At 57.4% G+C, this 11,463-nt stretch carries 11 protein-coding genes; 1 reads left to right on the top strand and 10 read right to left on the bottom strand.

What is annotated here, in order from left to right; all coding sequences use genetic code 11:
- Positions 1-300: 300 nt before the first annotated feature.
- The 10 genes from ACFWW4_RS22545 to dctP all read right to left on the bottom strand — a co-directional run bounded on the left by ACFWW4_RS22545 (position 301) and on the right by dctP (position 10,422).
- Positions 301-1,218 carry a dihydrodipicolinate synthase family protein gene (locus ACFWW4_RS22545; RefSeq protein WP_411892887.1) on the bottom strand — a complete coding sequence of 306 codons (918 nt, stop codon included), beginning with the start codon at positions 1,216-1,218 and terminating at the stop codon, positions 301-303.
- Complete coding sequence (locus ACFWW4_RS22550; RefSeq protein WP_411892888.1) at positions 1,211-1,891, bottom strand: aspartate/glutamate racemase family protein; 681 nt, start codon at positions 1,889-1,891, stop codon at positions 1,211-1,213. Before ACFWW4_RS22550 ends, ACFWW4_RS22545 begins: the two co-directional genes overlap by 8 nt.
- Entirely contained in the window at positions 1,888-2,292 is a 405-nt protein-coding gene (locus ACFWW4_RS22555; RefSeq protein WP_411892889.1) for a VOC family protein, read from the bottom strand. The genes ACFWW4_RS22550 and ACFWW4_RS22555 overlap by 4 nt, the downstream gene beginning before the upstream one ends.
- Positions 2,289-3,704 carry a dihydropyrimidinase gene (gene hydA / locus ACFWW4_RS22560; protein WP_411892890.1) on the bottom strand — a complete coding sequence of 472 codons (1,416 nt, stop codon included), beginning with the start codon at positions 3,702-3,704 and terminating at the stop codon, positions 2,289-2,291. The genes ACFWW4_RS22555 and hydA overlap by 4 nt, the downstream gene beginning before the upstream one ends.
- A 356-nt stretch (positions 3,705-4,060) precedes the next feature.
- Positions 4,061-4,465 carry a hypothetical protein gene (locus ACFWW4_RS22565; RefSeq protein WP_411892891.1) on the bottom strand — a complete coding sequence of 135 codons (405 nt, stop codon included), beginning with the start codon at positions 4,463-4,465 and terminating at the stop codon, positions 4,061-4,063.
- Positions 4,466-4,698: 233 nt separating this feature from the next.
- Positions 4,699-6,216 (bottom strand): malonate--CoA ligase, encoded by a 1,518-nt coding sequence (locus ACFWW4_RS22570; protein WP_411892892.1) that lies wholly within the window; start codon positions 6,214-6,216, stop codon positions 4,699-4,701.
- Between the two features lie 16 nt (positions 6,217-6,232).
- Complete coding sequence (locus tag ACFWW4_RS22575) at positions 6,233-7,480, bottom strand: malonyl-CoA decarboxylase (protein WP_411892896.1); 1,248 nt, start codon at positions 7,478-7,480, stop codon at positions 6,233-6,235.
- Positions 7,477-8,793, bottom strand: coding sequence for a TRAP transporter large permease (locus ACFWW4_RS22580; protein WP_411892893.1), 1,317 nt, complete (start codon positions 8,791-8,793; stop codon positions 7,477-7,479). Before ACFWW4_RS22580 ends, ACFWW4_RS22575 begins: the two co-directional genes overlap by 4 nt.
- The gene (locus tag ACFWW4_RS22585) at positions 8,793-9,374 is read right to left on the bottom strand and encodes a TRAP transporter small permease (protein WP_411892894.1); all 582 of its coding nucleotides are present in this window, start codon (positions 9,372-9,374) and stop codon (positions 8,793-8,795) included. The genes ACFWW4_RS22580 and ACFWW4_RS22585 overlap by 1 nt, the downstream gene beginning before the upstream one ends.
- A gap of 58 nt (positions 9,375-9,432) precedes the next feature.
- Positions 9,433-10,422 carry a TRAP transporter substrate-binding protein DctP gene (gene dctP, locus ACFWW4_RS22590; protein WP_411892895.1) on the bottom strand — a complete coding sequence of 330 codons (990 nt, stop codon included), beginning with the start codon at positions 10,420-10,422 and terminating at the stop codon, positions 9,433-9,435.
- Between the two features lie 156 nt (positions 10,423-10,578).
- Here dctP and ACFWW4_RS22595 point away from each other — a divergent pair, with 156 nt between their 5' ends.
- Complete coding sequence (locus tag ACFWW4_RS22595; RefSeq protein ID WP_393926790.1) at positions 10,579-11,235, top strand: GntR family transcriptional regulator; 657 nt, start codon at positions 10,579-10,581, stop codon at positions 11,233-11,235.
- Positions 11,236-11,463 lie beyond the last annotated feature (228 nt).

Consider the following 11,463-nt stretch of genomic DNA (forward strand, 5'->3'; position numbering starts at 1 on the left):
GCTTGAACTCGCGGCTGAACACTCTTCTCGTCATGTAGATTCTCCAGTTTCATAAACACCTTATCTCGGTGTCCACGAAACCGGCAGCAGGCCAGTCCAACCAATGGCCGCTTCCGGAAAGCTAAGCTGCTGGGACGGCCTCAGGGATTGATGGCCGGTTTGGGCCGCGAGCGGCTTTATCACTCTCTAAACTGCCGCAGCCTCCGCGCCGTATCCAAGTTCGGCCGAGAGCCGACCTTCCTGAGCGTTCGGCAAATTGCAGCTCGGCGTCTCATGCAGACGGCCGTTCCAACGTCGTGGCTACAAACCCAAATCGCTCAAACGCCTGGTTTGCCGCACCGCGAGTGCATCGATTTCTGCGATCGTCTCCGCTGTCAACCCAGCTCCGGGTTTGCGTAGCGTTGAGTGTCGAATGATACCCTGCCGGACAAGCGAATGCTTTCGGATCGCCAGCCCCATACCGGGCTGCGCCTCGTAACGGATCATTGGCATATAGGCGTCGAAGATATCCCGTGCGCGCTCTAGGTCTCCGGCCTGAAAGGCGTCCAGAACCTGCCGCATCATCTCGGGGTATCCAAACCCGGTCATCGCGCCATCTGCCCCGCGCAGCAATTCTTCGAGCAGGTACATCCCGCCATTTCCGCACAAGATGGATATGCGGCGCGATCCGGTATCGGACGCCTTGCGCAGCGCCGTGATCTTTTCAAGGCCCGGCCAATCTTCGTGTTTGAGCACCACGCATGTCGGGCAGTCTTCGACGATCTTAAGGACAACCGAGGGTGAGATTTGCACACCAGTGGCAAGTGGGAAATCCTGCAAAACGAAGGGAATGTTGCCCAACGCTTCTGCGGTATTGTGAAAATAACCGACAATCTGAGCATCGGTTTGCAGACCCATGGGCGGAGCGACCATGACACCCGTTGAGCCGGCATCTATGGCTTCATTACTGAGCGCCGTCATTGCCGAAAATCCTGGCGCGGAAACCCCGACAATCACGGGAACCGCGCTGCGTGAAATGACGCGCCGAACAACCGACACTGATTCCGCAACCGTAAGCTTTCCGGCCTCACCCATCATGCCTAAAATCGTGAGACCATCCGCGCCTTTTTCAATGTATGCGTCGACCAAGCGATCAATGCTGTCAAAATCAAGCGCGCCATCAGGCAGGAACGGCGTTGCGGCAATGGTAAAAACGCCTTGAGTGGTTTCATTAAGCATGATCGGCTCTTTGCACTTTGTGAGACAGTGTGAGGCGGATTTGCCCCAATGCCATGCTCACCGCCGCCTGGGTAGGCTCAACAACCGGTAGGCCGGTCGCCTCCTGCAACGGGTCGCGATAGCGGGCCATGCCGGCACAGCCCATTATCAGAACATCGGCGCCATCTTCGTCGCGTAGTCGTCTCCCGGTCGCGATCATCGCATCAAGGCTTTTTGCACCGTCGGACAAGTCCGCAACGCCCAGACCAACGGCACGGTCGCCCGCCAAACGATCTAGCACCCCCATGGCGCCAAAGGCGCGCAAGTGACGTGGAACGGAGGCAGACAGTATAGCAATCACGCCAAACCTGTCACCCAATGTCAGGGCCGTCATGACGGATGCTTCCTGGATCCCGACAACAGGCCTCGACGTCAGGTCGCGCAAGGCGTGCAGGCCCGGATCGCCAAAGCAGGCGATCACATATCCTGCAGCATCGTTCTGAGCTGCCGCTAGTTCCAGCATCGGCGCAATTGTCAGATCAGCCTGTCGCTGAGTTTCTATACCCGGTGGTCCCTCAGATAAGGTGAGGCAGCGGATGGGAATTCCGAAGCTGCGCAGAGGGTCAACGGCTGCGTCGATGCCGCCTGTCACGTGCTGCGATGAGTTTGGATTGATGACAATCAGTGAGTTCATGCGTCCGGCCGTGTCGCGGATTGGATCTCGATCTGATAGCCCTCGGGATCGTTGAAGACGAAAGCTCGGATGCCGATTTCATCGTTCTCGAATAGTGGAGACAAGGTGTCCAGTTCCTTGGTCTGTGCGTAGGCGTACCAATCATCCACCTCGGGAACGCGGATGCATAGCTGTACTGGTTTGGTTGCTGACCATTTATTCATGCCCTTCGTCTCGTCCACAAGGCCGACATGAGCACCTGGGCAAATCCGATAGATCTTGCACCACCCCTGATCGATTGCCAACGGCAGTCCGAGGACATTCTCGTAAAACTGCGTGGCCTTCGGCAGATCCCGATAATAGAGAAACGTGATCGCCAGTTCATTGCTTGTTTCTGGGCGGCGTATCTCGCTTGAGCTCAACTGGCATGCCCCCTTGGTTTTGTGGCCAATTTCGGTCGGCTGATCCACATGCTGTGTCCTGGCTCGCCCAGGAATTCGCCATTTTCCACTATAGTCCGCCCTCGGAGGATGACGCGTTCCGGCCAGCCCGTCACCTGATATCCCTCCCACGGGTTGTACCCGACATTGTCATGCAGATCGTCGGCGCCGTAGGCCACTGTTTTCCCTGGGTCCCAAATGACAATATCCGCATCCATTCCTTCAGCGATCGCGCCCTTGTGCGGCAGCCCGTAAATCCTTGCTGGCGCGTGTGACGTCAGTTCGACAAAGGCTTCGGGTCCGCCGCGGCCCTCTGTGACCATCGCGTTGAAAAGAAGCGGCAACCGAGTTTCCAGTCCCGGCAGACCATTTGCAATCTGGTGGAAGCCAGGGTTTCGGCCAGCCGACAGTTTGCCCGTGTCATCAAAGCGATAGGGCGCGTGATCCGACGAGATGAGGCTGAGCGTTCCGTTCAGCAGTGCTGTCCACAACGCTTCCTGATCCTGTTCGGTCCGTTGCGGGGGCGAACACATCCATTTGGCGCCCTCCAGCCCAGGCTTGTCCAGAACGGCTTCCGTCATGAAAAGGTAATGTGGACAGGTTTCCGCCCAGACCGGAGCGCCACGCGCCTGCGCGGCCTTGATTGCGGCCGCTCCTTCGCGGGTCGAGATGTGAAACAGCATCACGGGCTGATCTGCGTATTCCGCAAACCGGCAGATGCGCTCGACTGCTTCGGTCTCCGCCATACGGGGCCGAGACCTGGCATGGTCCCGAGGGGTGACATGGCCAGCATTGATGAGATCTTCTCTCGCATTAGTGATGATCGCGTCATTTTCGGCATGGACGCATACCAAAGCGCCACTTTGCCGCGCGCTTTGAAAAATCCGCAACAACTGCGCGTCGCTGAGTTGGATGTTATATGTCGTGAACACTTTCAGAGACCTGTGGCCGGCACGTATCAGTGCGGCAAGATCGCTATCAAATCCTGCAACATCGGTGTCCGTCAGAGTGATGTGAAATGCATAATCGATCATAGCGCCTCTGGAGGCGCGCGCCGCATAGTCGGCCACGGTTTCGGAGAGCGTTTGTCCGTTGGCTTGCGCGGCGAATGAGATGACACTGGTTGTGCCACCCATCGCTGCCGATTTTGTCGCAGTTTCAAACGTGTCGGCATTCCACTGTCCCATGCCCGACATTTGTTCGATGTGGGCATGCGGATCCACGCCGCCGGGCATCACCCATTTTCCCTTCGCCGAAATACGCGCCTTTGCGCCTACGACGGGTACACCCAAGGAGACGACTTTGCCGTTGGAAATCGCCACATCACCATGGACAACGCCGTGGGGCGTAACCACCTGACCGTCTTGAATTACGAGATCTATGCCATCGACCATCAATCCCTGCCCATCGCGATTTCGGAGTCTTGTGTTGCAGCATGCCTTCTATTGAAGCGGGTGCAAAGTGCGTCGCAATATGAGATCAGAGGCAGTTGTCGAGACGCCCTGACACGCGTTTCGCAGGTTGCCGAACGACCACGTGCTCTAAATATTGGAACAGGCCGTCCGCCATCAGTCAATAAGGAAGCTTTTTTGCCCGGTGGCCGGCGGCTGCTATGTCCGCACACTGTCAGTTGGACGGCACTTAAATCATGCGCCTGCAGCGAAAGTCCGGTCTGGTGAAGCTGCGCCGCAGCGCTTGACTGCAAGATGAAGGTCCGGAGTCGGCCGGCCCTGCCTCAAAGAGGCATGTCTCACCATTTCCGCCAACTTAGCCCCATTGTTGCGGCGATAGCTTCTGGACAACCAGCCTGCACACGGCTGCGATATGCCCGCACGGACAACCCATTTTCCAGCGCGATTACTACCGATTCATCATCCGGGCTATGCGCTATTTCGCGCACCCGCTCAGTTGCTAATCTTTCACCCGACCAACCTCGTTTGAGGCGTTGCTTAAAGGTTTGGAAGGCTATCCCATTTTCTTCAGCAACCGGCCATGCTGGAAGGCCGTTTTCCAAAGTAGCTAAGCCATCACGTCGCCGATTTTCAAAGGCAACGCGATCGTAAGGGTATTTGATGTGCTCGCATGGCACAGTCCACACCTTCGCTCCATTCTCGGAGTCCTCCAAACTGACCTCTGAGGCATCAGTCACCCGCATCAGGCGACGCGTGCTGATCCTGATGCTTGGAAGATCGCCCTTGAGCTCCGCAAAGGCTCCGCTCAGCCGGTCTTGACCGCAACCAAATCACCAGAAAGAAACAGGAACATATTCTACACCTAGACGGCCCGGACCAGGGGCAACATCACTCATCTTCCCCAAAACCTCGTGTCATGTGGTTTGCCGGATATGCCTCGTAAAGGCTCATCCACGACACTGATCCTTGTAATAGATTAGATTGCAGAGAACAATTCGCAATAGCGCTTGCGCAGCGCGTTCTTCTGCACCTTTCCCATCGTGTTGCGGGGCAGTTCATCAATTACCAACAGCTTGCGCGGATGCTTGAACCGGGCGAGCGTGTCGCGCACGGCGTCAGCGATAGCATCTGTATCAGGGGTTGCACCCGGTTCCGGCACCAAAAGGCCCAGAACCGTTTCGCCGAAATCCGCATGAGGAATACCGATTACGGCACTTTCAAGCACGCCGGGCTGCGCATCGAGCACCAGTTCGATTTCCTTGGGGTAGATGTTGTAACCCCCCGAGATGATCAGATCCTTGTCACGTCCCACGATATGGACATAACCGTCTTCATCAATCCGCCCCAGGTCGCCCGTGATGAAAAAACCATCCGGTCGCAGTTCTTCCGCGGTCTTTTCGGGCATCTGCCAGTAGCCTTTGAACACATTCGGCCCGCGTACCTCGATCACGCCAACCTCGCCTTGCGGCAACTCGGCGCCGGTCTTGGGATCACACACTTTCAGGTCTACACCCGGCAGTGGAAAGCCGACCGTGCCCGCCCGGCGTTCGCCATCATAGGGGTTGGACGTGTTCATATTGGTTTCGGTCATGCCATACCGCTCAAGAATACGATGACCCGTGCGCGCCTCGAACTGGATATGCGTTTCGGCCAAAAGCGGGGCAGAGCCGGAAATGAACAGCCGCATGTCGCGCACCAGATTGCCGGTGAACCGGTCGTCATCCAGAAGGCGGGTATAAAAGGTCGGCACGCCCATCATCACCGTCGCCAGAGGCAGTTTTTCGATCATCAGATCAATGTCGAATTTTGGCAGAAAGATCATCGCGCCGCCCGCGATCAGGGTCACGTTCGTCGCCACGAAAAGCCCATGCGTGTGAAAGATCGGCAATGCATGCAGCAAAATGTCGTCAGCGTCGAAACGCCAGTGCTCTGCCAGGGTGCGCGCGTTGGAGAGTAGGTTGGTCTGTGTCAGCATCGCGCCTTTTGATCGGCCAGTTGTCCCGGATGTGTAAAGAAACGCGGCCAGATCATCCGCAGCGCGCGCCACGGTCGGGTAGGTCTCAGACTGCCCTTGGGCCCCGTCCATCAGGCTTCCAGTGCCATCGCCGTTCAGTGTCAGCAGCTGCGCACCCAGCCTGTCGGCGACGGTTCGAAGCCCATCCGCCCCCTCGCTGTCACAGATCACCATCCGCGCACCGCTGTTTTCAATGAAATAGGTCAGTTCATCGACGGTGTAGGCGGTGTTGAGCGGCAGGAACACCAGCCCGGCCTGTGTGCAAGCAGCATAAAGCGCTAGCGCCTCGGGCGACTTGGCGATCTGTGCGGCAAGGCGATCACCGGGTTGCAGGCCTGCCTTGGTCAGCACATGCGCGATACGCGCCGCATGGCGAAGAAATCCGTCATGGGTGATGATCTCACCGTCAGCCAAATGAAGAAAGGGCGTCGCCTTTCCCGCATGGATGCCAAAAAGTGCGTCGTAGAGTGGGTTTGTCATATCGCGTGTCGTTTCATCAGGCTGCAGCTTTGCGTGCCGCAGCAGCTAGCGCACGTACTTCAGCCGAGGCGGCGATCTGATGATCGACCGCAAAGCGTTCATGGTTCTGCGACACCTTTGCGAGGTCGTAAAGGTAATTGACCATGGCGCCACGCGATTGGGCGAGCCCCTTTTCCGACAGATCGGCATTTGCACTGACCTGATGGATCAGCGCGCCGTTGCCTAGGTGAAAGCGGGCCACAGGGTCGCGCGGCAGACCATCGCGTCGTTTGACATCCAGCAGATAATGCGCGGCAAGGCTACGAATGCGGTCGTCCTCCTCCGGCTTGACAGTGTCATCTGTTTCGGCCAGCCAATCAGCCAGGCCCGGAATGGGCGATAATGTCACGAATGTCTTCAGCCCCGGCATTTCAATCGCAAGGTCGGCGGCCACCTGTTTGATCAGCGAGTTGCCGAACGAAATGCTCGCCAGCCCGGCCTGACAGTTCGAGATCGAATAGAACACGGCCGTATCTGCGGCCTCGGCTGCGATCATCTCACGGTTTTCGGCCAGCACACCCTGCACCGACCCCGGCACGCCCTGGGTCAGCGCAACCTCGACAAAGATCAGCGGCTCATCTGGCATGGCAGGGTGAAAAAAGGCAAAGCAGCGTCGGTCGGACGGTTCGACGCGCCTGCGCAGATCGTCCCAACTGTCGATCTGATGGACCGCTTCATAGGCGATGATCTTGTCCAGGATCTGTGCCGGGCTTTCCCAATTGATCCGGCGCAGCACCAGAAAACCACGGTTGAACCAGCTTGCGAAAAGATGGCGAAAATCGATGTCGAGCGCCTGCAGCGTGTCGATGTCGCGGCCAAGGCGCAAAAGATCGGCGCGCATGGACACCAGCGCACCGGTGGCCCCCGGCACCTGATTGAGCCGGCGGATCAACTCTTGTCGCGGCGGCTCTGCGGCCTGCATGAAGGCGCGATAGGTGGGTTTGGTATGCGCCGTCTCATAGGCATCTAACGCCTGACGCACCCGCGCCGCATCGATGTTCATATCCCGCGCAAGATGGTGAAAAAACGCCAGCTTCGTGGCATCATCCATTTCGGCATAACGGTTCAGAAGATTTTGCGCGACCGTCGTTCCGGAAACCTCGCCCGCCGCGCCGATCAGGTCGGCCGTCAACGCCTCGATCGGTCGATCATCGCGATGCCCGGCCCGGCCCAGCCGCTGGCGCCTTTCAAAAACGGTGGAAAGAAGATCAGCCAGCAGTGTCATACCGCTGTCCCCATCACCGCGTTTGGAAGCCATGTGGCAATACCGGGAAAGATGCACAGCAGGATGATCGCAACGACCATGCAGGCGACATACGGCAGCGACCCCATCAGGATGGTCTTCAGTTTGATGTCGGGCGCGATGCCGTTGATGACATACAGGTTTAGCCCAACAGGTGGCGAGATCAGCCCGATTTCCATGTTGATCGTGAGGATCACGGCAAACCAGATCGGATCAAACCCTGCGGTGGTGATAATCGGCAGCAGGATCGGTGCCGCCATCAGGATCACCGCCACCGGCGGCAGAAAGAACCCGGCGATCAGCAAAAAGATGTTCACCGCCCCCATCAGCACCCAAGGGTTCACATCCAGCGTGCCGATCCATGCGGCGATGGATTGCGTGATGAAAAGGGACGACAGCATGTAGCTGAAAACGCCTGCCGCCGCGATGATGAACAGGATCATCACCGATTCCTTGGTGCTGTCGCGCAGGACCACCCACAGATCAGCCGGGTTCCACAGCTTGTAGATCACCATCGCGATGACAAGGCAAAGCAGGGCACCGACCGCCGCAGTCTCGGACGGTGTCGCGATACCGCCATACATCGCGTAAAGCACCCCGATAATGATGGCCAGGAATGGCAGAACACGCGGCAGGATCTCGAACTTTTCGCGCCAGGAATAGCTGACAGATGACAGCACCTCCATATTGCCGGACCGCCATGTCGAATAAAGCGACCACGCCATGAACAGACCGACCAGCATCAGGCCAGGAAAGACACCGGCAAGAAACAACCGCCCGATCGAGGTTTCAGTCGCAATGCCGTAGACGATCATGGTGACCGACGGCGGGATCAGAATACCCAGCGTGCCACCCGCCGCGATAGAGCCCGCGGCAACACCATCCGGATAGCCGCGCTTGCGCATTTCGGGGATACCCATCTTGCCGATGGCCGCACAGGTTGCGGGGCTTGACCCCGACATGGCCGAGAAAAGCGCGCAGGCACCAAGGTTGGAAATCACAAGCCCACCCGGCACGCGGGTTAGCCATCGTTCCAACGCCTCGTAAAGATCCGCGCCCGCGCGTGTCGACGCAATTGACGCCCCCATAATGATGAACATCGGGATCGAAAGCAGGGCAAAGTTGTTCAGCTTGCCAAACAGGATTTCGGGCATCAGTTCCAGCGACCGCATGCCGTCGAAGATGATCAGGAAACCAGCCGAGACGACAAGCAGCCCGAGCGCCACTGAAATCCCTGAAAACAGAATGAAGATCGTGAATACGGCAACCAGCGCGCCAAGCAGCAGCGGATCCATCAGAGTTCCCCCGAAGTGCGGGATTCCAACCCATCATTTTCGCCAAGGCCGAATGGATCTTCGATACGCAGGATCACTGCGACCAGATCAGCGATCAGTTGCAGCATCAAAAGGGCAAATCCCACAGGCAACGCCAGATAAGGGATCCATAGCCGTACCCCCCACACCGTGTCAGAGCGCCAGTTCCGTTCCCAGGCAAAGTGCCAGTATTCATAGCCATAGTAGAGCATCACACCCACAATCACGATCGACATTGACATCGTGATGATGAACAGACCAAACCGCGCCTTCGGCGCCAGCCAAATTGGGACAAGATCGACATTCACATGCCCGCGCAGACGCTGCACGTAAGGCAGGCCCAAAAGGGTAGCCGCGATGACAAGGTAGATCACCGCCTCGGTCTGCCAGATGGTCGATCCGTTCAAAACAAAGCGGATGAAAATCATCTGGCAGGTGATGGCGACAGCAGCGACGATCATCGCCGCGGATGTCCATCCCGCCAAGGTCGATATCGCCGCCACAAACCGCAGGAAAGGGTTCCCACCAGTCTGCGCGACAGTGATGCCTGGGTTGCCCGCCACCGCAGCCTCCTGATTTTATGTAGAAAACAGGGCGGCACAATCGCCGCCCTTGATTGGATCACTCCACCGAAAGGGCCAAATCAAGCAATTCCTGACCACCCGGTGTGTCCTCGATAAACGCCTTGTAGGATGTCTCTTGCGCCAATGCGCGCCAGGCGTTGAAGTCTTCTTCGGACATCTCAGCGATCTCAACACCCGCTTGCGCAAATACATCCCGGCTGGCCGCATCTTCTTTCTTGGCCTCTTCAAGATAGAATTCTTCAGCCTTGGCAGCCCCGTCCAGCAGCGCCTGTTGCTGTTCTTCGGTCAGACCGTCAAACGTCGATTTGTTGATCAGCAGGGGCTGATACATGAACCACAGAGCGTAATCGCCCGCTGGTGTGTAGCAGGACACCTGCTCATAAATCCGGTAGCTGACGAAAGACGAGGATGAGGTATTCGCCGCATCCAGAACACCGGTCTGCATGGCGTTGTAGATTTCTGACGATGCCATGGACGCGATGGATGCACCCGCCCCGGCCAGCATCTGCTCAAACGCGCGCCCGGCGGCACGGGTCTGCAGGCCCGCCATATCGTCAGGCGAGGTGATGCAAGTCTCTTTGCCCGCAAAGCCCCCAGCAAGATAGCCATGGACAAGCACCATCACATCATCGTCGGCCATCTTTTCCTCGATGGCTTCCATGAACGGGCTTTCGTTCAGGCGTGCGGCGTGGTCGTGGTTCTTCACCAGACCGGGCATTAGCGTCAGGTTATAGGCAGGCTGCAGACCGCCCGCATAGGACAATGGCAGCACCGTCATATCAAGCTGACCGCGCGACAGCGGCGTGTACTGCTCGCGTGCTTTGAACAGGGATTGCGTCGGGAAAATGCGGATTTCAAGCCCGACGTCGGCCGTCGCAACCTCGTCCGCGACGATCTGGGCGACCTTGTGGCGCACGTCATTATCAGACCATTGATGGGACAGGCGCAATTCCTGTGCCTGCAATGATGTTGCGGACACGGCCATCATGGCGACAGCCGCAATTGTCGCTTTAAAAGCGGTCTTCATGGTAGTTCCTCCCTTGGTGGCACTCATCAAGCACCGATGCGATATTAATTCACCCGACGTAATGCATAGTCAAGTTTTTTGTATACAAGACGTTCAAACCTGTATTATTTATGGAGTCAAACAGCAAACCGTCATCGCCGCGAGGGAGCACGGACAATGGCAAACCGGCATGCAGACACCATCGCCGACGAACTGGAAGATATGATTCTGGATGGCAGATTCGCCAACAACGACCGCCTTGATGAGGTGCAGCTGGCACAGCGGTTTTCGGTCTCGCGCACACCGATCCGCGAGGCGCTGCAACGGCTCACACAGGCGGGGCTTGTCGAACAGATCCCGCGACGCGGGGCCTTTGTGCGCCAGCCCGGCGCCATCGAACTGATCGAAATGTTCGAAGTCATGGCGGAACTCGAAGCCGCGAGCGCCCGTTTTGCCGCAATGCGCATGACTGATGCGGCACTGGGCGACCTGAACGACGCCAACGAAAAATGCATGAAGGCGATGCAGGATCAGGACGCCGACAGCTACTACCGCGAGAATGAACGCTTTCATCACATCATCTACGCGCAGTCCGGCAACAGTTTTCTGGAGGCCGAAGCGAAACGACTACATCGGCGGCTGAAACCCTTTCGGCGGCTACAACTGCGACTGAGGGGGCGGCTGCGGCAATCCATGTCCGAACACGAAAGCATTCTCGAAGCACTTGCCAATGGTGATCCGGAAATGGCGGCAAAAGTCACCCGCCAGCACGTTGCCGTGCAGGGCGAGAAGTTCCATCACCTGATTGCAACACTGAAGATCGCTGCTGAATAACGCGCACGAAAAGACCAATGCAGGCCGAATGTTTTACGGCTTCGCGATACTGCACAGCGTATGCTTCTTGACAAAAAGGCCAATTTTCCAAGGAAAATTTGCTTCCATTTGGTAGTTTGAGAGAAGTCAGAATTGTGTCTGACGTCAGCGCCTATGGGTCCAAATAGGGTTATTTGCTAAGAGAGTGTTTGTTGTTCATCGTAGCCACGGAGGAGTGGACGATGAGAA

Source organism: Yoonia sp. SDW83-1 (assembly GCF_046762885.1).
Classification (GTDB): Bacteria; Pseudomonadota; Alphaproteobacteria; order Rhodobacterales; family Rhodobacteraceae; genus Yoonia.